26 protein-coding genes are annotated in these 25,306 nt (G+C 69.1%); 11 read left to right on the top strand and 15 right to left on the bottom strand.

Annotated features, from left to right (window positions below):
• Nucleotides 1–65: 65 nt before the first annotated feature.
• Genes ABII15_RS35995 through ABII15_RS35985 form a run of 3 tightly spaced genes read left to right on the top strand, consistent with a single transcriptional unit; the run spans nucleotide 66 to nucleotide 3,257 of the window.
• On the top strand, nucleotides 66–1,460 hold the full coding sequence (locus ABII15_RS35995) for an NAD(P)-binding domain-containing protein (protein ID WP_353946479.1): 1,395 nt from the start codon (nucleotides 66–68) through the stop codon (nucleotides 1,458–1,460).
• A 43-nt stretch (nucleotides 1,461–1,503) separates the two neighbouring features.
• On the top strand, nucleotides 1,504–1,956 hold the full coding sequence (locus tag ABII15_RS35990; RefSeq protein WP_353946478.1) for an ArsI/CadI family heavy metal resistance metalloenzyme: 453 nt from the start codon (nucleotides 1,504–1,506) through the stop codon (nucleotides 1,954–1,956).
• 8 nt (nucleotides 1,957–1,964) lie between these two features.
• Nucleotides 1,965–3,257, top strand: a complete 1,293-nt coding sequence (locus ABII15_RS35985; RefSeq protein ID WP_353946477.1) for an MFS transporter — start codon at nucleotides 1,965–1,967, stop codon at nucleotides 3,255–3,257.
• On the opposite strand, the gene ABII15_RS35980 is transcribed toward ABII15_RS35985, so the two are convergent.
• From ABII15_RS35980 to ABII15_RS35940, 9 genes are all read right to left on the bottom strand, one after another.
• Nucleotides 3,235–3,570: a hypothetical protein gene (locus tag ABII15_RS35980; RefSeq protein WP_353946476.1), complete on the bottom strand. Its 336-nt coding sequence runs from the start codon at nucleotides 3,568–3,570 to the stop codon at nucleotides 3,235–3,237. The genes ABII15_RS35985 and ABII15_RS35980 overlap by 23 nt on opposite strands.
• A gap of 145 nt (nucleotides 3,571–3,715) precedes the next feature.
• The gene (locus ABII15_RS35975; RefSeq protein ID WP_353946475.1) at nucleotides 3,716–5,455 is read right to left on the bottom strand and encodes a relaxase/mobilization nuclease domain-containing protein; all 1,740 of its coding nucleotides are present in this window, start codon (nucleotides 5,453–5,455) and stop codon (nucleotides 3,716–3,718) included.
• A 3-nt stretch (nucleotides 5,456–5,458) separates the two neighbouring features.
• Nucleotides 5,459–5,839, bottom strand: coding sequence for a plasmid mobilization relaxosome protein MobC (gene mobC, locus ABII15_RS35970; protein ID WP_353946474.1), 381 nt, complete (start codon nucleotides 5,837–5,839; stop codon nucleotides 5,459–5,461).
• 239 nt (nucleotides 5,840–6,078) lie between these two features.
• Nucleotides 6,079–6,303, bottom strand: coding sequence for a hypothetical protein (locus ABII15_RS35965; RefSeq protein ID WP_353946473.1), 225 nt, complete (start codon nucleotides 6,301–6,303; stop codon nucleotides 6,079–6,081).
• A 93-nt stretch (nucleotides 6,304–6,396) separates the two neighbouring features.
• Nucleotides 6,397–7,389 (bottom strand): DUF2637 domain-containing protein, encoded by a 993-nt coding sequence (locus ABII15_RS35960; RefSeq protein ID WP_353946472.1) that lies wholly within the window; start codon nucleotides 7,387–7,389, stop codon nucleotides 6,397–6,399.
• On the bottom strand, nucleotides 7,386–7,967 hold the full coding sequence (locus ABII15_RS35955) for a WhiB family transcriptional regulator (protein ID WP_353946471.1): 582 nt from the start codon (nucleotides 7,965–7,967) through the stop codon (nucleotides 7,386–7,388). Before ABII15_RS35955 ends, ABII15_RS35960 begins: the two co-directional genes overlap by 4 nt.
• Before the next feature lie 96 nt (nucleotides 7,968–8,063).
• Nucleotides 8,064–8,774, bottom strand: coding sequence for an ATP-binding protein (locus tag ABII15_RS35950; RefSeq protein WP_353946470.1), 711 nt, complete (start codon nucleotides 8,772–8,774; stop codon nucleotides 8,064–8,066).
• Nucleotides 8,774–9,715: a hypothetical protein gene (locus ABII15_RS35945; RefSeq protein ID WP_353946469.1), complete on the bottom strand. Its 942-nt coding sequence runs from the start codon at nucleotides 9,713–9,715 to the stop codon at nucleotides 8,774–8,776. The genes ABII15_RS35950 and ABII15_RS35945 overlap by 1 nt, the downstream gene beginning before the upstream one ends.
• 1 nt (nucleotide 9,716) lies before the next feature.
• Entirely contained in the window at nucleotides 9,717–10,061 is a 345-nt protein-coding gene (locus ABII15_RS35940) for a hypothetical protein (protein WP_353946468.1), read from the bottom strand.
• 523 nt (nucleotides 10,062–10,584) lie between these two features.
• On the opposite strand from ABII15_RS35940, the gene ABII15_RS35935 reads away from it, so the two are divergent.
• Complete coding sequence (locus ABII15_RS35935) at nucleotides 10,585–11,469, top strand: helix-turn-helix transcriptional regulator (protein WP_353946467.1); 885 nt, start codon at nucleotides 10,585–10,587, stop codon at nucleotides 11,467–11,469.
• Between the two features lie 22 nt (nucleotides 11,470–11,491).
• Here ABII15_RS35935 and ABII15_RS35930 read toward each other — a convergent pair whose 3' ends face one another.
• The 3 genes from ABII15_RS35930 to ABII15_RS35920 are packed head-to-tail and all read right to left on the bottom strand — an operon-like array spanning nucleotide 11,492 to nucleotide 14,142.
• Complete coding sequence (locus ABII15_RS35930; protein WP_353946466.1) at nucleotides 11,492–12,676, bottom strand: amidohydrolase family protein; 1,185 nt, start codon at nucleotides 12,674–12,676, stop codon at nucleotides 11,492–11,494.
• Nucleotides 12,677–12,709: 33 nt separating this feature from the next.
• On the bottom strand, nucleotides 12,710–13,813 hold the full coding sequence (locus ABII15_RS35925; protein ID WP_353946465.1) for an MAB_1171c family putative transporter: 1,104 nt from the start codon (nucleotides 13,811–13,813) through the stop codon (nucleotides 12,710–12,712).
• Nucleotides 13,813–14,142, bottom strand: coding sequence for a hypothetical protein (locus ABII15_RS35920; protein WP_353946464.1), 330 nt, complete (start codon nucleotides 14,140–14,142; stop codon nucleotides 13,813–13,815). Before ABII15_RS35920 ends, ABII15_RS35925 begins: the two co-directional genes overlap by 1 nt.
• A gap of 495 nt (nucleotides 14,143–14,637) precedes the next feature.
• Between ABII15_RS35920 and ABII15_RS35915 the strand changes: the two genes are divergently transcribed.
• Nucleotides 14,638–15,450, top strand: a complete 813-nt coding sequence (locus ABII15_RS35915) for a helix-turn-helix transcriptional regulator (RefSeq protein WP_353946463.1) — start codon at nucleotides 14,638–14,640, stop codon at nucleotides 15,448–15,450.
• Nucleotides 15,451–15,559: 109 nt separating this feature from the next.
• Here the strand turns inward: ABII15_RS35915 and ABII15_RS35910 are convergent, their stop codons facing one another.
• The 3 genes from ABII15_RS35910 to ABII15_RS35900 form a co-directional block, all read right to left on the bottom strand.
• Complete coding sequence (locus ABII15_RS35910; protein ID WP_353946462.1) at nucleotides 15,560–16,027, bottom strand: TrmO family methyltransferase; 468 nt, start codon at nucleotides 16,025–16,027, stop codon at nucleotides 15,560–15,562.
• Between the two features lie 707 nt (nucleotides 16,028–16,734).
• Entirely contained in the window at nucleotides 16,735–17,274 is a 540-nt protein-coding gene (locus tag ABII15_RS35905; RefSeq protein ID WP_353946461.1) for a GNAT family N-acetyltransferase, read from the bottom strand.
• On the bottom strand, nucleotides 17,271–18,548 hold the full coding sequence (locus ABII15_RS35900) for a hypothetical protein (protein WP_353946460.1): 1,278 nt from the start codon (nucleotides 18,546–18,548) through the stop codon (nucleotides 17,271–17,273). The genes ABII15_RS35905 and ABII15_RS35900 overlap by 4 nt, the downstream gene beginning before the upstream one ends.
• A 327-nt stretch (nucleotides 18,549–18,875) precedes the next feature.
• On the opposite strand from ABII15_RS35900, the gene ABII15_RS35895 reads away from it, so the two are divergent.
• The 6 genes from ABII15_RS35895 to ABII15_RS35870 all read left to right on the top strand — a co-directional run bounded on the left by ABII15_RS35895 (nucleotide 18,876) and on the right by ABII15_RS35870 (nucleotide 25,306).
• A complete protein-coding gene (locus ABII15_RS35895; protein WP_353946459.1) occupies nucleotides 18,876–19,346 on the top strand; it encodes a hypothetical protein in 471 nt (156 codons plus the stop codon).
• 200 nt (nucleotides 19,347–19,546) lie between these two features.
• On the top strand, nucleotides 19,547–19,915 hold the full coding sequence (locus ABII15_RS35890) for an ATP-binding protein (protein ID WP_353946458.1): 369 nt from the start codon (nucleotides 19,547–19,549) through the stop codon (nucleotides 19,913–19,915).
• Nucleotides 19,912–20,295, top strand: a complete 384-nt coding sequence (locus ABII15_RS35885; protein WP_353946457.1) for a hypothetical protein — start codon at nucleotides 19,912–19,914, stop codon at nucleotides 20,293–20,295. The genes ABII15_RS35890 and ABII15_RS35885 overlap by 4 nt, the downstream gene beginning before the upstream one ends.
• Nucleotides 20,296–20,793: 498 nt before the next feature.
• Nucleotides 20,794–20,967, top strand: coding sequence for an FxLD family lanthipeptide (locus ABII15_RS35880; protein WP_353946456.1), 174 nt, complete (start codon nucleotides 20,794–20,796; stop codon nucleotides 20,965–20,967).
• Nucleotides 20,968–21,056: 89 nt separating this feature from the next.
• Nucleotides 21,057–24,104, top strand: coding sequence for a lantibiotic dehydratase (locus ABII15_RS35875; protein WP_353946455.1), 3,048 nt, complete (start codon nucleotides 21,057–21,059; stop codon nucleotides 24,102–24,104).
• The gene (locus ABII15_RS35870) at nucleotides 24,101–25,306 is read left to right on the top strand and encodes a lanthionine synthetase C family protein (RefSeq protein WP_353946454.1); all 1,206 of its coding nucleotides are present in this window, start codon (nucleotides 24,101–24,103) and stop codon (nucleotides 25,304–25,306) included. The genes ABII15_RS35875 and ABII15_RS35870 overlap by 4 nt, the downstream gene beginning before the upstream one ends.

Below are 25,306 nucleotides of genomic sequence, written 5' to 3'. Positions count from 1 at the left end.
TCGATGCACGAGGCAAGCTCCTCTGTATCGACAGCAATCGAAACAAGCTCCGGAGGGTCGCCGCAATGACCGCACCTGCCACCAGCCGCACCGAGGACCTCCCCGTCGTCGTCATCGGAGCGGGCCCCATCGGTCTGGCCGCCGCCGCGCACCTCGTCGAGCAAGGGCTCGCGCCCCTCGTCCTGGAGGCCGGGCCTGTGGCCGCTGCCGCTGTGCGCGAGTGGGCGCACGTTCGCCTCTTCTCCACCTGGGGCGAGGTCCTCGACCCGGCTGCCGAGAAGCTGCTCGCCCCCACCGGCTGGACCCGCCCCGACCCGGACACCTACCCCTCCGGCGGCGACTGGGCAGACGCCTACCTGCAGCCGCTCGCCGACGCCCTCGGCGACAAGGTCCGTACCGGCGCCTCCGTCACCGGCGTCTCCCGCTCCGGCCGCGACCGCATCGTCGACGCCGCCCGTGAGACCCAGCCCTTCGTCGTCCACGTCACCCACGCCGGCGGCCACGAGGAGCGGATCTTCGCCCGCGCCATCATCGACGCCTCGGGCACCTGGGCCACCCCGTCCCCAGCGGGCGGCAGCGGTCTTCCCGCGCTCGGCGAGCGCGCCGCCTCGGACCGCATCACGTACCGCGTGCCCTACCTCAAGGACCCTGCCGTACGCGCCCGTTACGCGGGCAAGCGCACCGCGGTCATCGGCTCCGGCGCCTCCGCCTTCACCGCCCTCGCCTACCTGGCCGACCTCGCCAAGTCCGACGACGGCACTGACACCAAGGGCGTGTGGATCCTGCGGCGCGGCATTTCCGGCTCCACGTTCGGCGGCGGCGAGGCCGATCAGCTGCCCGCGCGCGGCGCTCTCGGCCTTGCGGCGAAGGCCGCCGTCGACGACGGCCACGCCGACGCGGTCACCGGCTTCCGCACCGACGCCATCGAGCGGGACGCGGAGGGCCGCCTGGTCCTGGTCGCCGAGGACGGACGCCGCCTCGACCCGGTCGACGCGGTCATCGTGCTGACCGGCTTCCGCCCCGACCTGTCCTTCCTCGACGAACTCCGCCTCGGCCTCGACGAGCGCCTGCAGGCCCCGGTCGAGCTGGCCCCGCTCATCGACCCCAACCAGCACTCCTGCGGCACCGTCTACCCGCACGGCCACCGCGAACTGTCCCACCCCGAACAGGGCATCTACCTGGTCGGCATGAAGTCCTACGGCCGCGCCCCCACCTTCCTCGCCATGACCGGCTACGAGCAGGTCCGCTCGGTCGCCGCCGCCCTCGCCGGGGACGAGGAGTCCGCCGACCGCGTCGAGCTCACCCTCCCCGAGACCGGAGTGTGCGGCGGCGCCGGCCTCTTTGACACCCCCGACGCCCAGGAGGGCGATGGCGGCGGCTGCTGCGCCCCGGCCCCCGCCCTGATCCAGCTCGGCGCCCCCGGAACCTCCCAGACCCCCACCTCCGGCGGCTGCTGCTGACGCGCACCACGCCCGCGCCACCCATCACGACAGGAGGACCACCATGTCCCGTGTGCAACTGGCTCTGCGCGTGCCCGACCTCGACGCCTCGATCGCCTTCTACAGCAAGCTCTTCAACACCGAACCGGCCAAGCTCCGCGAGGGCTACGCCAACTTCGCCATCGCCGAACCCCCGCTCAAGCTCGTCCTCGTCCAGGGCGAGGCCGGGCAGGACACACGCATGGACCACCTCGGCGTAGAAGTCGCTTCCTCCGAAGCCGTACACGCAGCTACCGCCCGCCTCGCCGACCAAGGACTCGACACGGCGGTGGAGAACGACACCACCTGCTGCTACGCCCTCCAGGACAAGGTCTGGGTCCACGGCCCCGGCCAGGAACCCTGGGAGGTGTACGTCGTCAAGGCCGACGCCGACACCCTCACCAAGCAGCCCCAGAGCACCTGTTGCGCCGGACCGAGTGATGCAGCGGGGGTCGAGCTCAGCAGCGGCTGTTGCTGACCCGCACGATGACGAATCTTTACGCTGGCGGGGCCGCCGAACCGGATGACCGGTCGTCGCGGCCCCGCGCCGTCCTGCCCGCCCTGTGCGCCACCCAGATCACCAGCTGGGGCATCGTCTACTACGCCTTCCCGGTACTGAACTCCCGCATCACGGCCGACACTGGCTGGTCGACGTCCGCCACCACCGGCGCCTTCTCCATGGCCCTGCTCGTCTCCGCCGTCACCGGCATACCGATCGGCCGCGCCCTCGACCGACGCGGCCCACACAAGGTCATGACGTTCGGCTCAGCCCTCGCGGTGGTCTCGGTCGTCGCGATCGCCGCCGCACCCAACCTGGCTGTCTTCTACGCCGCTTGGTTCCTGGCCGGCATCGCCATGGCCGCCACCTTCTATCAGCCCGCCTTCGCCGCAGTGACCCGCTGGTGGGGCCCGCAGCGCGTCCGTGCCCTGACCGTCATCACCCTGGCCGGCGGCCTGGCGTCCACCGTCTTCGCGCCCATCACTGCAGCCCTCGCCGACCACTTCACCTGGCGCACCACGTACGCGGTCCTGGCCGTACTCCTCGCCCTGATCACCATCCCCGCCCACGCCCTCGCCCTACGCGCCCCATGGCCACCGGCACCCGAACCCTCTGTCCATTCGGGAGCCGAGAACAGCAGCGACACGGTCGCCCGGACACGCCCCTTACTCCTCCTCGCGGCAGCCTTCACCCTCTCCGGCTTCGCGGTCTACGCGGTCGTCATCGGCCTCGTACCACTCCTGACCGAACGCGGCGCGAGCGCGACAACCGCCGCATGGGCACTGGGCCTTGGCGGCGCGGGCCAGACGTTGGGCCGCAGCCTGTACGCGAGCCTCGCCCGACGCACCACGACGGCCACCCGCACCGTGCTCCTGATCACCGCCGGCGGGGCCACTACCCTCGCGCTGGGCCTCGTCCCCGGCCCCATTCCGCTCCTCGTCGTGCTGGCCGTCGCCGCCGGCATGGTCCGCGGCAACCTCACCCTCCTCCAGGCCACCGCCGTCACCGACCGCTGGGGCGCCACGCACTACGGCACGCTCTCTGGTTTGTTGGCCGCACCCGCGACGGTCGCGGCGGCGATCGCGCCCTGGGCCGGAGCAAGTCTGGCCGAGACCTTGGGTGGCTACCCGGCCCTGTTCGCGGGGCTCTCCCTGGCCTCCCTCGCCGCCGCGCTCCTCGCATGGGGGTCCAGCGTCACGGTGCCCTCCAAGGAACCGGGCAGCCAGGCCAAGGTGAAAGCCTCCGAATACGGTGCGCCTACGCGGGACGTGGGTCGGTGAAGTAGGTGCCGGCGAGGGCGCCGTCGTAGCCCATGGCCTGCGCAGCGGCCTCCAGGCTCGGGTGGTCGCGGCCTCCAGCGTCGATCATGGCTTCGTAGTCCGCGCGGCTCAGTTCGGGCTCGATCCATTCGTAGGCGCAGCGGCAGCGGATGCGGATCGTGCTGCGGTCGCAGATGACCATCCAGTCGCGGCGCGCGCCGCAGCTGGAGCACATCACGGGGATGCCCGTGATGCGGATCTCTTCGGGGTGGGTGGTCGCGCGCAGGCGGATGACGCCGTCGCCGAGCTGCGGCTCCTGCTGCAGACGCTGCAAGGGGTCGTCGTGCCCGGTGCTGGCCGGCGGAAGGGTTCTGGGGGTCCGAACGTCCTCACTGAGCATGGGGCTTCATCCTCCTCGTTCTCTTGTTGACCAGCCGTAACAGGTGCCGCCTGAAGGTGTCCACCCCTTTGCGGTGCCGTCACGAGCGATGCCCGGGGCGACGAGGGTTGTTCGGGTCGGGCTGCACCGTCAGCGTCCACGTCGGGTCCTGAGGAGTGCGCGGTCGTACTCGCGGTGCGCGACGTGTCGTCGCCGTGCGGCTCGGCCCTGGCACGGCGGGCAGGTCGGCGATGCGGCGCAGACGCCACACGAGTACGTCGGAGACGTTGTCCGCCGTCTCCAACTCCCGCCACTCGATGGCCCGCTGGAGCATTCGTTCGGGGGCGTGTCCGGCTTGTTCGGCCTGGGCGAGCGTGGCGGTGAGCGCGTCCCAGCCAGGTTCCTGCTGAAGGCGCCGGGCCCGTTCGGGCAGGGCGTCTTCGACGGTGTGGGCATAGCGGTCTCGCTGGGTCTCAGGGAGTTGCCGGCCCTGTTCCCGCATCGTGGCCATGGGAGTGGTCGAGGTGGTGCGGTAGGCGATGCGCAGGTGCTCTGCGGCCTGCCGAGCAGCGGCTGCCTGCTGGGCATGTCCGCGGGCGGAGTGCCAGCGGATGGCCGCGATCGTGGCGAGGGTCAGCGTGGACAGGAGCATCGCGGTGGTGCCGCCGTCTTCGCCTTTCCCCAGGGCGTTACCGGCGCGGACGATGCCGCGTGCGGCGGAACGCAGAGCACGGTGTTCGGCGTGTTCGGCGCGAACGTGGGAGCGGGTGGCACGTTCGAAAGCGCGGGCAGCCTCGGTGAGTTCCCTGCGGCTGGAGGCAGGCGCGGTCTGGGCGACGGCGTCGAGGAGTTCTCCGATGCCGACGAGCTGTGCCGCGACGACCGCGTCGTCGCCGACGGCGAGTTGGGTGACCGACTGCTCGGCGGCATGCGTGGCCGTTCGGCGAGCGCGGGCCGGGCGCTCGACGGGGCGTACCGCAGATAGCGCTTCGTCTTCCGTCGGCCCGTCCTGGAGGCGACGGCGGATCTGCGGGAGGGAGAGATCGGGAGCGAGGCGGGAGCCCGGAAACCAGATGGGCTGGCCGTCGCGGTTGCGGTCGCCAGGGAGGGCAACCTTGTATCCGAGGGCGTCGCCGGAGGGGGCGCGGCGTACGTCTAGGCGAAGGCCGGCCTCGGTGAGACGCCGGAAGAACTCGGCTTCGTCGGTGGCCCCGGCCAGGGCCTGCCGTACATGTTCACGGAGGGTCTCGCGGGCCGGTTCGGGGCGTCCCGTGCGTTCGGCCTTGGCGCGCTCGGCGCTGGTGGGGCGCTGGGCGGCAGTGCCATCGCCCTCGTTGAGGATCTGCAGACCCCACTCCTTTTCGATCTTGCGGCACTCGGCCTGGGCACGGATGCCGTCCTGGTGGCGGCGAGGGCTACGGCCGTCTTCGCGTTTGAGAGTGGCGACGATGTGGATGTGGTCGTCGGCGTGGCGCACGGCAATCCACCGGCACGCCTTGTCGTCGCCGTACTCGGCGATGCCGGTGGCGTGGACGATGCGGCGAGCGACTTCGGCCCACTCGGTGTCGCTGAGGTGACGGTCACCGGGCGCTGTCCGCACGGGGCAGTGCCACACGTGCCGGGCAGGGCGACGGTTCTTGGGGAGGGCCAGGACGGGGAGGTCGAGTCGGTCCGTGAGCTGCTTGAGGGTGGCGGCCGGGTCGCGTCCGGGGTCGGGGGCGAGTTCCGGCATCCAGGCCGCGACGAGGTGCGGGTCGGTGTGCTCGTCGCGGCGTCCGGGGCCGTAGAGATAGGCGAGGAGACCATACGTGCGGCTACCGGTGGAGACGTCCGGGACCACGGTTTACCGCCGGGCCAGTTCGATGGCAGCGGTCTCGATTCGGGCGGCGGCGCGTAGGACGCGAGCGACCGCTTCGTCGGCGTGCTCGGCGTGACCGCCGGAGTTCAGGACGCGGGCGACCTGGTTGAGGTTGTTGCCGGCGCGGGCGAGCTGGGCGCTGGCCACCATGAGTTCCTCGACCCGACCGCGCTGGTCCAACAGCCAGGTCTTCGGGCCGCCTTGGACCTGGGCGACCGCGACCGCGGCGTCGGCGAGGAACCCGGCGGTCTTCAGGCCGACGGAGTCGGCGGCCTGGCGGACGAGGTCGAGTTCGTCACGGGTCAGGCGGACGCTGCGGACTTGGTCGCGCAGCACGCTCTGGCGCAGGCGGGGACGCGTGCGCACTGCGGCGCGCTGGTCGTCTTCTCCCCCCGGCTGCGATCCGCCCTCGGTCGCAGCCTCAGAGTCCGGCGCCCCCTGGTGCCGGGCCTCCCCTGCCGTCCCGGCGGCTGGGGTAAGCCCTTCCGAAACTCCTCCGCAGCCTCGGGCTGCGGAGGAGTTTCGGAAGGTACAGCTTGCTCGGCCCTGTGCCAGGCAGTGGGCTTCACCCGGGTCCATGGCAGCGTCAGGCCGATCGGCGTGCGTCATCGGGGCATTCCAGTGGCGTTGCGGCGTACGTCGCGCAGCACCTCGGCGACGAAGTCGAGGGCGAGGACAGGGTGATGGAGGGTGCGGGGCGTGCTCGTGGGGGTGCGCTGCACTGTCCAGGTGCCGTCCGGGCCGGGTTCGGCGTGGTGCAGGTGTCCGTACTCGGTGAGGACTGCGATCCAGGCGTCGGCTTCGGCGTGGGTGGCTGGGGCGGTACGCATGAAGGGCATCTCCGATTCGGTGAGAGGGCGGCAGACGGCGGGTGCCCCTGGCGCGTGAGCAGTTCGGGACACCCGCGGGGGGAAGTTGTCCGGTCAGCCGGTCCGGGCGTCGTTCGGTTGGTCGGCTTCGGTGCGCAGGAGGTCCATCAGTTCGGTCAGCCGGTCGTTGCTCAGGCCGTGTCCGTGGCTGCGGATGGCGTCGCCGACGACCTTCCGAGTCAGGCGCCCGGCTTCGGTGACCGCGGGGCGGGCCAGGGTGAGCAGGTCCTCATCGGTGACCGCCGTGACCTTCCGGTCGCTCGTGTCCGCGCGGTCGGTTCGGACGGCGTCCGCAGCGGTCACGGAGGGCTTGGTCACGTGCAGCAACATGGCCGAACGGGGTCTGGCGTGAGACTCTCCGCCCAGGCCAGCGGCTCGGTCATGCTGCTCCTGCTCCCGTTTGACCGAGGTGTCCTGCGGGCCTCCGGACGCCTCGCCCGTGACCGTAGCCGCCACCCTGTCCAGGCTTCGGGTGACCGACGGACGGCCGGTGCCCGCCGAGGAGTGCCCACTGGGGAGCGGAGCCGATGCGGACGCCTTGTCCGGGCGGACAACGGTGGCCTGTTCCGTCCGGACGGTGCCGTCGCCCGACGCAGTGGACAGCGCGGTCTCGGTGACCCGGCGTGCAATGAGGATGTACAGGTGGACAGCCCCGGCCAGGGCGAGTGGGGCCAGGGTGGAGAGGATTCCGACCGTGACGTCGCCGAGCCGGAGGCCGCCGCCTTCGGGTTGCTGCTGGTTGAGGCGGACGGCGTGCAGCGCGTTGGCCCAGATGCTGGCGGCGGTCGCGGTGCCGAAGAGCATCCACACGTAGCAGCGGGCAGCCAGCGGGGCGGTACGCAGGACGAGGAGGGCGCGCACGCCGTAGGCGATGAAGCCGTCGATAACCAGAGGGAAGGCGAAGGTCAGGACTCCCCGGATGTGGATGGCGGTGGCCATCTGCTGGAGGGCGTCGTACGACAGGGCGCATCCGGCGGATCCAAGGGCGACGATGGCAGCCCGGTCCCAGCTCGTGATCCGCGTGGGTACTCGGGGAACGTCGCTCACGCAGCTGCCCCAAGGTCGTTTCGGTAGGTCTGTGCACTAGCGGCCGCCCAGGGGCCTTCGTCCACTCCCCCAGCCCTGTTGCCGAGTTGAGCCTGTTCCACGGAGTGGTTACGGATCTCACGCCGCGTACGCCGGTACAGCTTGTCCGCATGCTCCTCGGTGATCTTGAGCAGCCACGCAAGGCGCTCTGCGGCGATGCCGGCCTGATAGGCGGCGCGTACGACGGCACGCCGCTCACTCTTGGTGAGATGGACGTCCCGTCCGGCTAGGGTCGCGTTAACGCGTCCGTAGTCGAGGCGGTGCTCCAACTTGCTGTGCAGTGGCTCTCGTTCCTCCTCGGTCATGCCGCCTCGGATTCCGTCGCGGTCGCCGTTCTCAAGCGCAGCGTCGAGGCAGGTTCGGCGGACGGGGCATTGGGCGCAGAGGGACTTGGCCTCGCGGATGCGGTCCATTTCATCGGGCTCGGGGAAGAAGAGGTCGAGGTCGATGTGGTGGTGGGCGGTCGGCCGGCAGACAGCGTGTTCCTGCCAGGACTGGTCACCGAGGACGCGGGGTGCGCAGGGCTCGTAGGTCTGCATGTGGGCTTCTCCGTTCGGCCCCGGATCGCGTTTGGGCAGGCGTGATCTCGGGGTTGGTGCGTGCGGGAGGCGAACCGGCGCTGTTCGCTGGAGGCTTCAGTTGGCGACCGATGCGCGAAAGCGCTCGGCGGCGAGGGCGCGTCTGCGGTCGGGGCCGTCGAGGATGACGCGGTCGGTCATCTCGGTCAGGCGGGAGGCGACACGGTCGCCGATGTGTGTGCGTAGGTCGGCCATGCCTAGGTTGGTGGTGATCAGCGTCGGGAGCATCGCGTTGTAGCGGCGGTTGATGAGCCGCATCGTGATCTCCTCGGTCCACTCGCTGTTCTTCGCGGCGCCGAGGTCGTCGATGATCAGCAGGGGGCAGCGGGCCAGGTCCATCAGCTCGCGCTCCCCGTCGTGTCCCGGGCGGGGCCGGAGTTCGGCGTACAGGTCGGCGGCGGTGATCGCCTTCCAGCGCAGCCGGACCCCGGCGATCAGGAGCGAGCGGATCGCTCCGTAAGCCTGGTGGGTCTTGCCGGTGCCGGTGGTGCCGACGATGAGCAGCGAGCGGCCCTCGGCGAGTCCCGGAGCGCCTTGCGGACCGGGACGTCCGGCCTCGGCGACCTCGCGGACCCAGGCGGCGACGGCCGGGTGGTCGGCGACGGCGCCCTGGTAGCGGGCCGGGATGCGGGCCTCGCCCATCTGCAGGGCGGGCAGCGGCTCAGGCTCGTAGGTGGGCTCGGCGGTGGGGTCCTGGCCTCGGGCGGCGAGGATGCTCGCGAGGCGCCTGGCGAGGCCGCCGACGGGCTGGGCATCGTGGTCGCGCATCACAGTTCCTCGGCGTAGGCGGCGGCAGGGTCGGCGGGGTTGGCCCAGGCCCGATGGGCGGGCACGTTAGGCCGGAACTCCGGCCGGGCCAAACCGGTTCGGGGCGCGTTCATGGCCTCGTGGACCAGGCTCGGCAGCGTGCTGGGGTGCAGCCCTTTGGCCCGGTGAAGGGCCAGGCCCGCGCGTACGTGGGCCGCGTCGATACCCTCGGCCAGCAACTTGGCCGTCTCCCGGCCGAGGTGTCCCAGGACCCCGCTGGGCGGGCGGTGGGCGCAGGCAGCGGTGTACTCAGCGATGAGCTGCTGAGCCGATGCGTTCTCCGGTGTCGGAGCGCTCGCGCTCCCCGAAGGGGAAGTAGTTCCTAGATCCAGGTTCCTAGGTCCAAGATCCAGGGCGTGAGGACTCGCTGAAGGCTCAGCGGGGTTGTCGTGAGGGCTCACTGAGGGCTCACTGAATCCCGGTTGACCTGCATCTTTGCGATGCGCAGCGAATGCGGGAGTCGTACGTGCGTCCTCGGCGGGGGCTCCGTGATCCTTCACTGAGGGCTCACGAGTGGTGCCATGAGCCTGCTCGTCATCGCACTTCGGCTTCGGGTCGGAGTGCTCGGGGCACCCGGGCAAGCGGCTCCTGCTTGCCCGGTTGATCTTCTGGTGGCGGTACCAGGTGACGATGTGGAGGTACCGCTTGCCCTCGGCATCCTCGTACCGGCAGATCAGGTCGGCACTGGCGAGTTGGATCAGGTCGTCCTCGAGGTCGACCGGCGTGCGCCCGCCTCGCACCGCCCAGAGTTCTCCGCACAATGCGGACGGCAGGTCGCGGACACGACCATGGTCGTCGGCGCGGCTGATGAGACCGAAGAAGGTGCGCTCGGCGCAGACGCTCACCTGGGCGAGCGACTCGGACTGGAAGGTCTCGGGCTTGAAGGTTCGGATCCGTGCCATGTCAGCGGCGTCCCGCCACGGTCCTGTACGCCTCGCCGGCCCTTTGCAGGATGCCGGTGGCCAGATCGAGATCGTGCGCCTCGTTCCAGTTCGCCTCGGGGTGCGCCCTCATCACCCAGCGCGCCGCCGTCCGGCACTGGGCTCGGTTAAGGGGAAGCAGGCGGCCTCGGGCGTCGTAGGCACGGGCGTACGGGCTGGGCCAGGTGCACTCGGGTTCACGCTGCGAGACGCGGATCGTGCGGGCGACGGGCAACATGTCCGCCAAGAGCATGGCAAGCCGGAGCTCCCGGCCGACTGCCGCCGACGTCTGGGCGACGTACGCCCTTCCGTTCCCGGTTTCGGGCATGCGAGAATTCCTCACTCGTAGGTGGAGTGGGACGGCCGTTCTCGTCGAAAAGGTCAGCCGACCCGCTCCAGTTATGGATCCGCCCCCTTCGGGTGGCGGGCGCGGCGTCCGGAAGCGGCTAACTTCTGGGCGCCGGTTTCATTTCCCCTGCGGGAGCGCGCTTCGCGCTGGCAGTAAGCCCTCATCTCCTCCTTGACGTCGCCCGTAGCGCCAGCGGTCTCGCCGGGGACCAGCAACATATGCATGGCCCTTCCAACACTCCAGCGGATAGCGGCCGTTGATCCACTTCGACGCCGACTCGACATCTTCCGCTTAGAGCCACGCCTCGTGGAACCACGCCCCTCGAAGCACCGCTCCGAGGACCGTGCCCTGACGCGCCACACAACGGCGCGGACAGAACAGTCCCGCGCGGTGTACGTTGGACTCATTGGTTCGCGAAAATGAACCTACATCGGTTTAAGCATCCGATCAACAAGCTGAAGTTTTTTCGATTTCGACAACAAGCCCAGGAGAGTCTCGCCAGATGCCGCCCCGCCTCTTCGACCGCGAACGGTTTCGCGCGCTACGGCGGACTCGCAACCGCACCCAGGGCGACGTTGCAGAAGCCGTGAGCGTCGGATCCTCCACAGTGGCGAGCTGGGAATTGGGAAGCTCAACCCCGGACGGCGAGAAGCTGCCGGGTCTGGCGACGTTCTTCGAGATGCCCCTGGACGACCTGTTCCCGCGGGGCGCCGGCGCGCTGCCCGATCTCGCCGATCTGCGTTGCGACGCGGGGTACAGCCAGTACCAGACCAAGGACCTGATCGGCACGAAGAGTTCAGGACCTGTGGCCAACGCCGAGCGAGGAAAGCGGCGTCTCAGCGAGAAGTTCCACCGTCCTCTGGCGGACGCGTACAAGGTGACGGTCGAGGAGTTGTTGGCCGCGCAGGAGCGGTCCTTCGGAAACGAAGCGCCAGCTCCGGCCGGGACTCTGGAAGCACCGCGCACAGTGGCCGAGAAAATCACTTACCTTCTGGAGCACTCCTACCCCGGAGCGCAGGTTCCCCCGTCGGATGCGGAGATCGCCGAGGCGGTCAACAAGTACGCGGGGGCACAGGTCGTCTCCGAAGACGACGTACGAGGGTTCCGCACGGGGACCGACCCGGTGCTGCCGCCCATCGTCGGCGAGGGGATGGCCGACCTGTTCGGCGTCTCTCCCCTGTACTTCCAGACCGACGACACGGTCACCCGCCAGGTCGTCGAAGGGCTCCGCCTGCTCGCCGCCGCGCGCAAGGGCACCGTCGGACGGATCGAGGCGCGTGGTCTGGGCCCGGAAGGCCTGTCCGACGACATCCTGGCCTTCGTGAACCAGGTGGTCGAAGAACTTGCGGACAGGGAAGTGCCCGGAGCCGAGGGCTCCGGGCACTGAATCCCAGCTGTGACCGCCTGGTTCAGGCCGTGGGCTCGTAGCGCTTCCCAGCCGCGATCACGGCCTTGACGTTCTTCAGGGCGCCGAGATCGGCCAGCGGGTCACCGTCCACCACAAGAAGGTCGGCGCTGTAGCCAGTGCTGATCTGCCCGGTCACGTCGCTGAGGCCGAGGGCATTGGCGGCCTCCGAAGTGGCCATGGCGAGAATGCGGCTCGCGGGCAGGCCAAGGTGCTCGTAGAAGGCGAGGCTGGCGGGCAGTCCGTCGAAGCCAGCGCGCTGCACGCCGGCGTCGGTACCGGCGATCAGGCGCGCGCCCGCCTCAGCCATGCGCCGTACGGCGCCGAACATCGCCTCAGCACGCTCGGCGCCGAAGATCTGGGGCAGCATCCGCCAGTGCGGGCTCACCGCCGGGCAGATGTGGATGCCCTTCTCGATGATCTGGTCGAGCACGTCCTCCCGTACCTCGAAGCCGGTGGGCGTCATCCAGGTGCAGTGCTCGATGGTGTCGACGCCGGCCTCGACCGCGGCGACAATCCCCTCAGTGCCGTGGGCGTGCGCAGCGACTGGCAGGCCCGCCTGGTGCGCCTCGTCGACGATGGCGCCCAGCTCCTCAGGCGTGAACTGCGACTCCCAGCTCTTGGCGCCCCCCTTGGTGAGGCCCCCGCCGGTCTCCATGACCTTGATGACCTTGGCTCCAGCGGCGATGTTGCGCCGGAACAGGCTGCGGATCTCGTCCGCGCCGGAGACCTCGCCACCCAGGAACCAGCAGTGGCCTCCGTGGGGCGTGACCGGGGTGCCCGCCGAGATGATCCGAGGGCCGACGGCCGTACCCGCGGCGACCTGCTCGCCAAGACGCAGCGCAAGGCCATTGCGGTCACCGAGGTCGCGGGCGGTGGTGACGCCGATGCTCAAGAGCTGCTCAGCGTGCACCGCCATATCGGGGAACAGCGCGTCGTCGTCTTGGCCCTGGAGGGTGGCGACCGGGTCCTGGCCAGCGTCAAAGCACAGGTGGACGTGGGCGTCGATGAGTCCCGGCAGCACCGTCGCGCCCGGGTAGGCGAGCCAGGGCTCGTCGGGCTTGGCGCACCGCTGGACTTCCTCGCGCGGTCCGACGCAGGCGACAAGCCCGTCGCGGACAAGGACGGCGCCGTCGTGGATCGTGTGGGCGTCGGGACCGGCCAGGACGCGGTCTGCGGTGATCAGCATGGTGGGGTCTCTTTCGCTCGTCACTGGTGGGGGTCAGCTGCTGACGCGCAGGGCGTCGGCGAGGGTGAGGAGTTCTTGGACGTCGGCTTCGCGGCTGCGCTGCTGCGGGATGCCCATCGGCGACCTCGCCGGGGTCGGCGCGGCGACATTGTTCTGGTGAGCGTCGACTGCGGCGCGCAACCGCTGTGCGAGTTGCTCGGGTGTATCGGCTGGATCGGTGGCAAGGTACGGGCTGATCTGTACGAGCCCGTCCCGGCACTCGACGAGCCGTCGGTGGTATCGGCGGTGGATCCCGTCAGCCCGTCGCCGAGCGCGGCCGGACAATGAGTCCGCAGGCAGTACGGAGTGCGGAAAAGCTTCGACCATGAGCGCCCATAGAGGTTCAAGCCGACGGTGCTCCTGGCGGTGCTGGAACCAAAGACGACAACTCGCCAGCCGGGTGCGAACGCCGGGATAGGTGACACCGAAGACGAAGAGCAGGATGGCCACGACCAGCAAGAGCGCCACCGCCGCCATGAACCCGTTCGACACCACACCGCCTTGCGAGCGGACCGTGACGATGACGGCGCGAATCGCGCACGCGAGCGACATCGCGAACATGCCGGTCCCTGCAGCCCACAGGCCGGTGGAGTGAGGCTTCGGCGACTTGCGCGCGAACCGTCGAGTCCACAGGGCAGCAGTCGCCAGTGCGTACATCAGGTAGAGGCCGGTGACGATGTAGAACAGGGCAGCCTGCGGCACAGCCATGTCCGTGGTCGCGAAGCTTCCGGCGAACACCTCGTGCGGCACCGTGACGACGGTGATCGTGATGGCGACTGCGACAACGGCCACGAGAATCCCCTCGCGTCGTGCCCGCTTCCGTCCCAACTGCTCGTCCGCGGCGGAATAGAGGTAGAAGCACATCAGGAAATACACCGCGGCGAGCAGCAGCACGTTCTGCGCCAGCTTTGCTGCACCGTGCCCGGCCACAGTGTCGAAGCCCGTGGCCCCGCCGGGCATGGCCAGCGGATAAGACAGCGCAGCGGAGACCAGGCAGAGGGTGACAGACCTCAGAGGTTTGTCATGGGGCGCCTTCGCCAGCTGATACAGCTTCCACCCGACGGCGGCGATCAGGCCGATAAGGAAAACGGCCGTCATCACATCCACCCCTGGTGGTCATCCAGCGCCGACAGCACTCGTCGCGTTGCGGGATCAACTGTGGCGGTCGCCGGTGACACGCGATCAAGGACGGAGGCCCACTCGCCGATGATCGTGGCCACCAACTCGGCCTCACGCTCCTCCTGTGTGCCGTAGGTGCACCGCTGGAGCACCCGCCGGATGGCTCCATCGCCGAGTCCCGGGAGCATGCCCTTCCACTGATCCGCCTCAACAGCAAGCCCCCGGTGGTCAGCCAGGATGTGCCCGACTTCGTGGAGCACTATGTGATCTTGGTGGAGCAGTGTCGTCTCTCGCTGAAAGATGATCACGTCGGCCCATTGCGTCTCCAACCAGAGGCCCAAGGGACCGGGCGTGCGCATTGGGTAGGGCCGAAGCTCGATGTGCCGGCCTCGGTTCCGCCCGAGTGCCGCACACAGGTCCGGAACGCTCAAGGGAGGTCGCACGTCGAGCGAACGTAGAAGCTGGCGGATCCGCCGCTCCAGATCGCGGCCCCGGTCACGACCTCCGGCTGCCCCAGTTCGTAGCCCTCGGCTACGCGTCGCCTGCTCGTCCACAGGCAGATTGTTCGCACCGCCTGATTGGCTTGCACGCCACCACATAGCCAGTCACCTCTTACTCGTGCCGCGTTTGCAGGAGTAAGGCTGCACAGCCACTTCCGCTACTTTCAGTGGCGCTTTCGGCAGTAGCCCCGGCTGCGAAAGCGACTCGACTACGGGGTGTTTACGTGCCGCATGCATGTTGTGACTGACATTATCGGACATGCAGGCCGTTTGTAGCGTTCCAGTGTCGCCGAGTGGAGCAGCGTGAGTGGCAAGAACCACACTTCCGAACATCCCGTCTCCCCTGAGCTGGGGCCACTCCTTAAGCACTGGCGTGAGCGTTTGGAGCCCAGACGTATCCCGGGAATCAACACGTCTCGACGCCGCTTGAGACCAGGGCTCACCCAGGACGAAGTGGCCTCACTCACGGGCGTGGCCGGCTCCTGGTACCGCCAGCTTGAGAGCGCGCGCCCGCGCCCCGTTTCCGAGCAGTTCATCCAGCGGCTCGCTATGGCACTACGGCTCGACGAGGCGGAAAGCGTCATCCTTTACCGCCTGGCGCTGGGGCGAACACCACCTACTGCTGCACAGCAGCACACAGACCAGGATGCAGTAGCAATTCACCAGGGATTCCTGGATGCGCTGCTGCCTCACCCTGCTTACCTGTCGAACCTGTCGTGGGACATCATCGCCCACAACCGTCCGCAGGAAGACTGGTTCCCGTGGCTTCCGTACGAGCGCAACCTGATGCGGTTCGCCTTCCTTTACCCGGAGGCACGAGAACAGCTCGTCAACTGGCGCGCCGACTGGGCCGCCCCCTTCCTCGCCCAGATTCGTTTCGCCATCGCGATGCACTCCGACAGCCAAGAGCTGATCCGTTTGCGTGACGACATCCTGGCAGGGAACGAAGAGGCCAGAGAGCTGTGGTCCGCGAACGAGGCATTGGCGCACCCCGATGGGGATGTCCGTCGACTGAGGCTCCCCTACCACCAGGACGAGGAAATCCGGGTACGGATCATGGCCTTCGCTCCGCTGAGCAACTGGGACCTGCGAGCAATCGTCTTGCTGCGGATCTGATCCACGCCTTGCCTGTGCAGAGCGCCCCCAATTCTGTCGCACCAGCCCTCGCTTGCAGCCTGGTCGGTCCCGTAGGAACGCTGAACACTCTCGCGAGACGGGCCGCGGGCTACTTCTCGGACCAGTAGTCGACCAGCATTTCCCGGGGCCAAGTCGGTTCAAGGACTGGCCCGCGGGGACCCATCTCGGCGAAGTACGGCGAGAGGTCGTAGATCTTCGTTCCGACAACTGCGTCCAGGTCGGCGACGCGAAGGCGAAGGCCGTCGACCTGCAGGAGCCGGGGAAACGACTGCGCAAGCTGGTTGGGCCTGCGGTGATTGCGGTGGGCGAAGGTGCCGGTGGCCGGCCAGGTAGCGTTCCCGCGCGGGCATCGAGCGTGGTACTCGACGTCCGCGGGCGAGGCCTGATCGAAATGCCACAAAACGATCAGGTGCGAAAACTCAGGGAGACCCTGCACGGCGTCGAGGGGGAACTTCTCGTCCAGCTGGATCACCGACTCGATGCCGCCCCAGTAGTCGTCTGCAACCTCTGTACGGCCCTCGACGACTTCCCCGATCGGCTCGATCTCCAACGTCATGTCCTAACCCTCCTCCTCCGCAGCCATCTCCGTTGCCGATCAAGCTACTTCGGACAGATGCTTCGCTGCTCGGGCGTCGAGAACGCCAGCGTCGAGTGCGAGGCCGTCAGCTTCTGCGGTTGCCGCGACTGCGATGGGGGTCCGTCACCCGTTGCCGTACCTGGCCACGATCAGCTTCGGCCCAGTCCAGATCATCATCCTCCTGCCGATACTCATCGGCGGAGCCGTCGTCATGGTGGTGGCACTGAGGCCAGACACCTCCTGAACTGGGCCTCCGTGATGGGAAAACGCACAGGTGCGCTACCGGCGTCACGGCCGCACTTCTGGGCCACGAAGCCCGTCCCGCTGTTCGTCTGGCAGGTCATCCAGCCCCTCATCGCGGGCCGCACCGAGGTTCTAACTTCTGCACGTGGACCGGCAACCGACTAGACGAACCGGCCGCCCTCCGAGCCATCGGGTCGGTCGCCAAGAAGGCTGGACTGCCGCAGGAGAGAGTCGGCCCGCATGTTCTCAAGCACTCCACGATCACGCACGCCTTGAGGCGCCCGAACGCCCGTCTCGAGAGGATCCAGTACTGAGCCGACCACAACGGCCCCCCGACGACGGACAGGTACAACCGACGCCTCGGCGAACTCGAGGGAGGCCCGCCTACGACGCGTCCAACGCGACGGCCTGACTCCTGGAGAACTGATGGCTGGCACAACGGGTCATTGCGCCTGACGGATCATCACGGTCAGGCGAGGTGACGCCGGTGAGGGCTGGCTATAGCCGATGTCCTCGTACCCCCACGATCGGTACAGCGCGTGCACCTTCCCGTCCCCGGCCGCCTCGTTGACCATGAGCGTCACATACGGTTCCGAACGCTCGGCGAGCAGCGCGTCGTGGATCCGACGCGCTATGCCCGTGCCGCGCCACCCCGGCCGGACTCCGATCTCCTTGAGTGCCACGGCGGGGTGCTGCGTGTACTTCTCGCTCGGCGCCGGGTCGGTGCGCTGCCAATAGCGGTCTCCGTCCTCGATCCGGTTGCCGTAGGCGTACCCAACCGGGTGGTCGTCGTCATAGGCGAGCACGGCCAAGAACCCGGCTTCGGCCCCGTGCCTGTCGATGCGTTCCCCGAAGGCAGTGATCGAGTAGTTCGCGAGATGCAGCAGAGGTGCGCGGACTTCGGCGTAGACGTCGAGCAGGTCGCCGCGGGCGGCGTCCAGTTCGGTGAATGACCTGAGTTCGATGGCGGGTGCCGAGGTCATGCTGTGGCCCTCCAGGCGGCGGTGTGCTCGGTCCAGGTGCGTACGCTGTCGCTGCCCGGTGCGGTGGCCCGCAGGGCGGCGGTGAATTCTTGCAGCATGCGCGATACCCGGGCGTGTTGGGTAGCAGCGTCGGCCGGGACCTTCATCGCGGTGTGGGTGGCGGTGTCGACGTCACCCTGGGCGAGCTGCGCCTGCGCGAGTCGGCTGGTGGCGATGGCCCGCGAACGCTTCATGTGCGGTCGCAGAACGCGCAGGCATTGGTGAGCGTGGAATTCGGCGGTGGGCCAGATACCGGCTGCGAGGTAAGCGGTGAGGGCGAGCGAGTGTAGTTCAGCATCGTCGTAGAAGGCCGTTAGCCAGAGGGGGCGAAAGGTCCCCTGGTCGGCCCGCTCCATGGCGGTCTGAGCATGGTCGAACGTGCGCGGCAGGCCGCCGCGTTCGTGCGCGACTCCCTGGATGGCCATCTGGCGGGCCAGGCCGAGGGAGGCGAACATCGGGTCGCGGCGCGTGATGCTGAGGTTGCGTGCGACGTCGTTGGCGGCGCGGGCGTCGGTTGATCGCCCCATGTGACGGTAGAGGCTGCCCGCGTGGCTCCAGATGCGGAACTTGATGGCTTGATCGCCGGAGAGTTCGGCGAGCGTCTGCGCCTCCCGCATGTGGGCGATGGCGTCCTGGAAGCGGCGTCCGTCAATTGCGGCCCACATCGCCGAGGAACGAAAACTGGCGGCGGTGGCGTAGAGGCTGCCGCGCACGCGCTGGGTGGCGCTGCCCGAGTTCTGCAGGTTCATCGCGCGATCGGCCAGGCGGACGGCCCGCTGCTCGATGTCGAGTTGCCCGCCGCGTGTGTGGTCGCTGGCGACGACCGCGGCGAACAGGTCCTGGAGGCGCGTGACGTCCGTCATCCCAATCCTGCGCGGGGAGGCGGTGCCGGGGACGGCGGCAGCCACGGCGGCCGAGACCGTGCCGGCGACGAGGGTGCGGCGGTACATGGGATCCTCCTGCGGTGGGGCGGCCGTAGACGAAGGCCGACCCCGTGGCACGAACCCTAATTCCACGGCAGTGCGCCCGGAGAGTTCCTCCAGGACCGTCCGCGTCGCCACGTTGGGCCAGCGGGCACGCCCTGCTCGCCATTCCCGGACCTGGCGACCGTCACACTTCCCCAGTTTGCCGGTGAGTCGCTCCAGACCTGAATTCACCTCCTTGGCCAGGCTGTTGGAGCTGTACCCATGGTCGCTCATCCACGCCTCAAGCGCCTCGTTGCGCGTGGTCTCCATGGCCGCACTGTAGGCACACGCGCACTCACCGTCATGCAAAGAGGAGGTCAAAAGCCCCTAACTGCCGCTGCGTGAAACGGGGCGAGAACCCCTACCTCCTGGAAATGAGACGGGGGTTACCTGTTGTGCGAGCGAGTCGACCGATCCATTTCTGTCGACCGATCACCTAGGGGCCTCTGCCCCTGATCAAGTGGTGCGGTTCCGGCCCCTACCGGGAGCGTCTTCCCTGAGCTCCACGGGGCCGGGCCGCGCCGGCACCCCACCGCTGATTTACGAGCCGAGGCTGTCATGCGCCAGAGCATCTCTGCCCGATCGGGACAGGACTGGATGGACACCGAGCGCGAGCACGAAGCTCAGTGGAATCCGGACCGGCCCCGCATTGAGGCTGACCCCCTACTGAGGCTGATGGACGAGCGACGCGAGGTTCTCGACCGGCGCCTTGACGCGATAAAGCTGCGTGGCCGCACACCGCGTGTGTGCCTGTACGTACTTGCCCGGTCCGGGAGCACCCCCGCCCGATTCTGTGAGGCGGCACGCGCCTACGCCGAAGCCCAGGGGTGGCAGAGCAGCAGCCTGCAGGTCTTCACGGACCGACTCGGTGTGACGGACCCGCTGTTACGGCCGAGCTGGTCCGTCGCGCGGCAGCAGATCCGGGGCGGATTCGTCAACGGGGTCGTGGCAGTGACCTACTCAGCGATCTCCCTGCACCTCGACGAGTACGCCCTGCAGCTCTCCTTCATCGACGGCGGTGGCGGGTTCCTTGCCCTCGTTTCTGCGGAGACCGGAGAGAACCGATGAGGCGGCCGCGTACCGGCTCGGGCCGGCATCATGCAGCGGAAACCGATGTGCGAGAGGTGACACAACGCCGTCTGGTGCCGCCAGCTCTCTCGCCCACCGACCCGGAGAGGCCCGTCCACAAGGCTGCTGCACCAGCCGTCGCACCCGCCGCTCCTCCAGCCGTGGCATCTCCCGCAGCGCCCTCCCGCTGCAAATTCGAGGTGTCGTTCGCATCCGACCCGGGCTTCGTCAGCCGTTCTCGCCGCATCACCGCCGCGTCCCTGCGCCACTGGAAGGTCCCCACGGCCATCATCGACGACGCCGTCCTGATCGTCTCCGAACTGGTCACGAACGCCATCGAGCACGGCGGCCGGGACACGGTACTGCGCATACGCCTGCAGGGTGACGACCTTTGTATCGAGGTAGCCGACGGCAAGCAGACACCCGCCGTGCTCCAGACCCCCACCGAGGACTCCGAATCCGGGCGCGGCTTGTTCCTCGTCGCCCTGCTGACCGACCAGTGGGGCACCAGCGACGGCGGCGCCACCACCTGGTGCACTCTCCGAATCCCCCCAGGAAGCACATCATGACCGTCACCGACACCTGGCCGGCCCGCGCGCCGCTGCCCACCCGCGAGGCGGACTTACACCGGATCATCAACTCGCTCGCCCGCTCCCTGGCCGAGGACGACTTGAGCGATGCCGTGTACGACGCCTTAAACGACGTGCTTGACGCCGCCGAGCACTTCACCCCCGGCCAACTCCTGGTGATCGGCAACCGATTCCGCAGCGCGGCTCGACAGCTCATCTATTCCGCCCCGCACCGGACGCCCGTCTACCCGATGGACGAGATCGTCCGCCTGAAGGGCTTGCACGAGGAACGCCCCGACCTCGATGGCGCACTGCTGTACGTACGCCGCTTCGCCATCGCGATCAGCGCGCTCCTCGACGTGATGGGAGACGACGGCTGATGCGCGCTCCCTCCCTCGACTCCCGGCGCGGGGGCACGGCTTACTGGCTCCCCCAAATTCAGTGGCATTGCCTCCGCGCCGGACTCTCCCCCGACCGTGCCAATCAGGAGCACGAGCGTCTGCGCACCGTGAGACCGCGCGCAGATAACTCCCGAACTGGGGTCTTCTCTTCTGCCTTTCAGGCGTGCGCAGCAGCCCTCCCCGTGCTGCAGACGCGCACGGAGCGGAGAGAAGTCGGCGCCGTGGCGCGCCCCGGCCGCGCTCTGTGGGGGAGCTTGCGGCCGGCCCGCTCAATCGTCCGCCCGGTACAGGGCGGACCAACCCGGTGGCGGGCAGTCGGCCATAGGCCCGGCTCCGGAAGGCATGTGACGGCACCCCAAATTGCCGTCACAAGCAGCAGCACCCGTGCGGGGCCTGCGTGCTCGGTCGTAGCTGACCGGCAACGGGCACGGAATTCCCGCACTTCCCATCCGCAACCCCGATCACATGGAGAGCGAAATGGCACCTCGAAATGACGCCGGGACCACGAAGATCCAGAAGCCCGCGGCGGCCAGTGACGGCTTCGCCCTGGACGTTGTGCTGCTGGAGGTCGGTGACGTCGCCGGTCTGATCAACCTGACCGACGACGGATGCGGCGAGACCTGCGGCGCCTGCACCACCAACGTCGCCTGAGCCTGCGTTCGCGCACTTCGCTCACGGTGGTGCCCCTGCGTCTGCCGCAGAGGCACCACCCGCCCACCTTGGACCTCGGAGGACGATCCATGGCATCGCGTGCTGCCTACCGCTGTGGTGACGTCGCACTCGTGCGGGCCGTCACCCGTCCCATACTTCCCTTCCCGCCGTGCCCCGATCTTGACGACCCGGCGCCCGGCGCGGCTGCCGCCCGCCTGCAGTGGTTGCGGACGGTCTGGAACGACCAAGAGACGGTGGAAGCGCTGGGGCACGCCAGCCCCGCGTTCGCCGAACGCATCAACACGTTGCTCGGCGCGCCGAACCCGCCCGCACGCGACATCGGTAAGGCGACCGCGTCCGTGCTGCGCTACCTCCTGCGGGCTGCGCACCGGGCCACTCCGTTCGGTCTGCTCGCCGGTGTGGCCCTGGCACCGTTCGGACCGTCCGCGCGCGCCGAATGGGGTACCGGGCACAAGCCGGTTGTCCAGCCCAGTGCACCGTGGCTGGCTCGCGTTGTGGAGCGGCTCGAATCGTGCCCCGAGCTGCTCGACCGGCTTCCCGTGATGGTTAACAGCACGGTCTCCGTCCGCGGGGACCGGCTTGTTGTACCGTTCCGGTCTCCCGGCCAGGGCGATATGCGTGCCGTCGAGACGTCGATCGGGCTGAGCGCCCCCGTGTGCCGCGTGCTGGATGCGGCACAGGATCCGATCCGGTTCGACGCCCTCGTTGGGAAACTCGCGGCGGACTTCCCGGGCGTCGCAGCCGACACGGTCAACGAACTGGTCGTAGGGCTTCTCCGTCACCGGGTGCTGCTCACCAGTCTGCATGCCCCGAGCACTCAGTCCGACGCCCTGGGTCATCTGCTGCACCAACTCGATGCCGCGGATGCCGCCCGCCTTCCCGCCGCGTGTGACCTGGTCCGCGAGGTACGTGCCGCACAGGAGGCCGTCCGGAAGTGCGAGGGCCGGTACGGACGCCACCGCGCCGCTGCCAGTCTGCGCGCGGCGGCACCGGGGCTGACGGAACATCCGCTCGCCTTGGACCTGCGGCTGGACGCCAGCCTGGTCCTGCCCCGCGCTGTCGCGCAGGAGTTGGAGCGGGCCGCCACGGTGCTCACGACGGTGAGCCCGCTGCCGTACGGAACGGCCGAGTGGAAGGCGTACCAGCGCCGGTTCTACGAGCGCTACGGCATCGGCACGATGGTGCCGATGCTGGACGTCGTCGCCGACAGCGGCATCGGATTCCCTGATGGGTATCCGGGCACCAACGCGGACACTCAGCGCCGTCGTCTGTCCGTACGCGATGACACCCTGCTGCGCCTCGCCCAGACGGCCGTCCTCGACGGCCATGACGAAGTGACTCTGACCGACGAGCTGATCGCGGCGATGAATCTGGGGCCCGACCGTCCGCGCAACCCGCCTCACCTGGAGATCACAGCGCGCATCCACGCTGCCTCCACCGAGGACCTGTCCGGGGGCCGTTTCGGCGTCGAAGTGCTCAGCGTGTCACGCGGCGCCGGCGTCATCAGCGGCCGGTTCCTTAACGTCCTGGACGCGGACGACCGTGAGGCACTGGCTGCCGAGCTGCGCGAGCTGCCTACCGCAGACCCGGACACGATCGCTGCGCAGTTGTCGTTCCCCCCACTGCGGGTCCAGAGCGCTCACGTCACCAGAACCCCCCGCGTCCTGCCGACCGTGATCAGCCTGGACGAACACCGGCCGCGCAGTGACGACGTCCTCACCCCGGCAGACCTCGCCGTGGCCTGCGACGGCCGCCGCATGTACCTCGCCGCGCCCGCCCAGGGCCGTCGCATCGAGGCGGTTGCCCTGCACGCCCTGAACCTGCGTCAGCACACGCCACCCCTGGCCCGTCTCCTGTCCGAACTGGCGCGCGCCCAGTACGCCCAGGTCACCGATTTCGACTGGGGCGCGGCGAACGCGCTGCCCTACCTGCCGCGGTTGCGCTATGGCCGCACGATCCTCGCCGCCGCCCGATGGCGCCTGGCGGGCGTGGACTTTCCGGGAGAGGCAGACAAGTTCGACGAGTGGCGGTCGCGGCGGCGTCTTCCCCGCCACGTTCACCTCGTTCAAGGCGACCGGCATCTGCGCCTGGATCTGGACGACACCGTGCACCGTGGTTTGCTGCGCCGTCATCTGCAGCGCGCCGGGCAGGCCGTGGTGACTGAGGCGCCGCCCGAGGACGCGTCAGGGTGGTGCGATGGCCGTGCGCATGAAGTCGTTGTTCCCCTCAAAGCGGTCCGGCCGGTGTCCTGGCCTACTCTGCCCACGCCCACTCGAGATCGACTGTTCTCTGCGGCACAGGCACAGCCCCCCGGCACGGGCTCGCTGCTGCTCGCCACTCTGTACGGGGATCTGCGCCGCCAGGACGTGCTCCTTGGCCAGTATCTTCCCGGGCTGCTGGAACAACTGGGCGGGCCGCCGTGGTGGTTCATCCGCTTCCGTGATCCTGACCCGCACCTGCGGCTGCGGATCGCGCTGCCCGATTCTGCCGCGTTCGGCGACATGGCGGCCGTGGTAAGCCGGTGGGCGGACGAGCTGCGGGCCGAACGGCTCCTGTCCGATTTCCGATTCCCCACGTCGTACCGGGAGATGGGCAGGTGGGGCTCCGGCCTGGCATGGCAGGCCGCGGAGGACGTGTTCCGCGCGGACTCGCGGGCCATGCTCGCCCAGCTCGCCCTGCCCAACCGCCCGGCCGCCCGAATCCTGGCCGTCGCGCACACGGTGGCCATCGCGACCCAGTTTCTGGGCGACACGAGGGACGGGATGCGCTGGATCATCGACCACGTCCCAGCCACCGCGCCGGCACCAGTGGCCCGCACTCAGTTCAGCGAGAGCGTACGGCTGGCCGATCCGAGCGACGACTGGACCGCGCTGCGCCGGGCGCCAGGCGGAAGCGAGGTGGTCGACGCATGGGCAGACCGCACCGCGGCGCTCGCCGCCTACCGCCCTCACCTGCCGGGGCCTCACACCCGCGGCATCGCCGTCGACGACGTCCTGGCCTCGCTGCTGCACACCCACTTCGTACGGCACATCGGCATCGACTTCGACGAGGAGGCCGTATGTCTGTACCTGGCTCGCGCGACCGCCCTGTCCTGGATGGCACGGAGGAACCGATGACCCGCCCACCCGGCCTTGTCCTCACCGTCGCCGAACGGCTGGCCGACCCCGCCACCGTGCCCCGCCTCACCATCACCCAGCACCGTCAGCACCTGGCGTACGGGCCTCCAGGCATCGCGCTGCTGCACATCGAGCTGGCCGTTGCCGAAGAAGGTCCGTGGCAACACGCACACGCCTGGCTCACCGCAGCAACTCACGGTCCCGTCACCAGCGGCCGCGACAGCCACCCCTTCTACGGTGCGCCTGCCCTCGCCCACGCCGTCGCCACAGCCGCCCCGCACATGCCCAGCTACCGGCGAACCCGCGACCTGCTCGACCGGCAGATCACCGCCGACGTGCTGGCCCGCATCGCCCGAGCACAGTGCCGCCTCGACGAGGGAACGCCCCCCGCTCTCGCCGAATTCGACGCCATCCGCGGACTGACCGGCTACGGCACCTACCTGATCCACCACCAGCCGGACAGCGTCGCGACGCAGGCCGTCCTCGACTACTGTGCCCGCCTGACCGACACGCTCCATGCCGACGGTGACGCTCTGCCCGGATGGTGGGCGCCAGCCGGTCCGTCGGGCAAGCCTGACGACCGATTCCCTGACGGTCACGCCAACAACGGGGTCGCACACGGCATCGGCGGCACGCTCGCACTCCTCGCCTTGGCCGCCCAGCGCGGCCTGACCACCGACCACCATCACCAGGCGATTCGTGCTGTTCTCGCTTGGCTCGACCGCTGGGAACAAGAAAGCCTCGGCGGTACCCTCTGGCCGTACTGGATCACCCGAGAGGAACTGCGTGCGGGCCGCGCGCAGCCCTCTGCGATGCGCAGGCCCTCGTGGTGCTACGGGACTGCCGGCCTGGCCCGTGCCCAACAACTCGCAGCACTAGCCTTGGGCGACCGCGCCCGGCAAGACGCCGCCGAGCACGCCCTCCTTGCCGCCTGCACCGACCCCGCGCAGCTCGCCCCACTGACCGATTCCGGCCTATGCCACGGCCGCTCGGGACTCGCCCACATCGCCGCCCGCGCCGCCACAGACGCACCAGCGCTGACCGCGAAACGACTCCGGGCCGTGATTCCAGATCTGGTTGCCACGGTGACCGTGCCCGACGAGCCCGGCTTCCTCGACGGCGCCGCCGGCATCGCCCTTGCCGTCTGGTCCGGCCTACAGCAGCCCCACACGGCATGGGACGCCTGCGTTCTCACCTCCTGA

The organism is Streptomyces sp. HUAS MG91, from assembly GCF_040529335.1.
Classification (GTDB): Bacteria; Actinomycetota; Actinomycetes; order Streptomycetales; family Streptomycetaceae; genus Streptomyces; species Streptomyces tabacisoli.
The sequence above is the reverse complement of the archived record's forward strand: the minus strand, read 5'-3'. Positions and strand labels throughout refer to the sequence as shown.

Excerpts from the sequence above, each read along its gene's own strand:
- ABII15_RS35910 (WP_353946462.1), bottom strand. The coding sequence starts at position 16,027 with ATGACGTTGGAGATCGAGCCGATCGGGGAAGTCGTCGAGGGCCGTACA.
- ABII15_RS35985 (WP_353946477.1), top strand. The coding sequence starts at position 1,965 with ATGACGAATCTTTACGCTGGCGGGGCCGCCGAACCGGATGACCGGTCG.
- ABII15_RS35925 (WP_353946465.1), bottom strand. The coding sequence starts at position 13,813 with ATGACGGCCGTTTTCCTTATCGGCCTGATCGCCGCCGTCGGGTGGAAG.
- ABII15_RS35895 (WP_353946459.1), top strand. The coding sequence starts at position 18,876 with ATGGACACCGAGCGCGAGCACGAAGCTCAGTGGAATCCGGACCGGCCC.
- ABII15_RS35945 (WP_353946469.1), bottom strand. The coding sequence starts at position 9,715 with ATGGCACGGATCCGAACCTTCAAGCCCGAGACCTTCCAGTCCGAGTCG.
- ABII15_RS35885 (WP_353946457.1), top strand. The coding sequence starts at position 19,912 with ATGACCGTCACCGACACCTGGCCGGCCCGCGCGCCGCTGCCCACCCGC.
- ABII15_RS35955 (WP_353946471.1), bottom strand. The coding sequence starts at position 7,967 with ATGCAGACCTACGAGCCCTGCGCACCCCGCGTCCTCGGTGACCAGTCC.
- ABII15_RS35940 (WP_353946468.1), bottom strand. The coding sequence starts at position 10,061 with ATGCCCGAAACCGGGAACGGAAGGGCGTACGTCGCCCAGACGTCGGCG.
- ABII15_RS35900 (WP_353946460.1), bottom strand. The coding sequence starts at position 18,548 with ATGGAGACCACGCGCAACGAGGCGCTTGAGGCGTGGATGAGCGACCAT.
- ABII15_RS35950 (WP_353946470.1), bottom strand. The coding sequence starts at position 8,774 with ATGCGCGACCACGATGCCCAGCCCGTCGGCGGCCTCGCCAGGCGCCTC.
- ABII15_RS35880 (WP_353946456.1), top strand. The coding sequence starts at position 20,794 with ATGGCACCTCGAAATGACGCCGGGACCACGAAGATCCAGAAGCCCGCG.
- ABII15_RS35965 (WP_353946473.1), bottom strand. The coding sequence starts at position 6,303 with ATGCGTACCGCCCCAGCCACCCACGCCGAAGCCGACGCCTGGATCGCA.
- ABII15_RS35995 (WP_353946479.1), top strand. The coding sequence starts at position 66 with ATGACCGCACCTGCCACCAGCCGCACCGAGGACCTCCCCGTCGTCGTC.
- ABII15_RS35905 (WP_353946461.1), bottom strand. The coding sequence starts at position 17,274 with ATGACCTCGGCACCCGCCATCGAACTCAGGTCATTCACCGAACTGGAC.
- ABII15_RS35930 (WP_353946466.1), bottom strand. The coding sequence starts at position 12,676 with ATGCTGATCACCGCAGACCGCGTCCTGGCCGGTCCCGACGCCCACACG.
- ABII15_RS35875 (WP_353946455.1), top strand. The coding sequence starts at position 21,057 with ATGGCATCGCGTGCTGCCTACCGCTGTGGTGACGTCGCACTCGTGCGG.
- ABII15_RS35870 (WP_353946454.1), top strand. The coding sequence starts at position 24,101 with ATGACCCGCCCACCCGGCCTTGTCCTCACCGTCGCCGAACGGCTGGCC.
- ABII15_RS35990 (WP_353946478.1), top strand. The coding sequence starts at position 1,504 with ATGTCCCGTGTGCAACTGGCTCTGCGCGTGCCCGACCTCGACGCCTCG.
- ABII15_RS35935 (WP_353946467.1), top strand. The coding sequence starts at position 10,585 with ATGCCGCCCCGCCTCTTCGACCGCGAACGGTTTCGCGCGCTACGGCGG.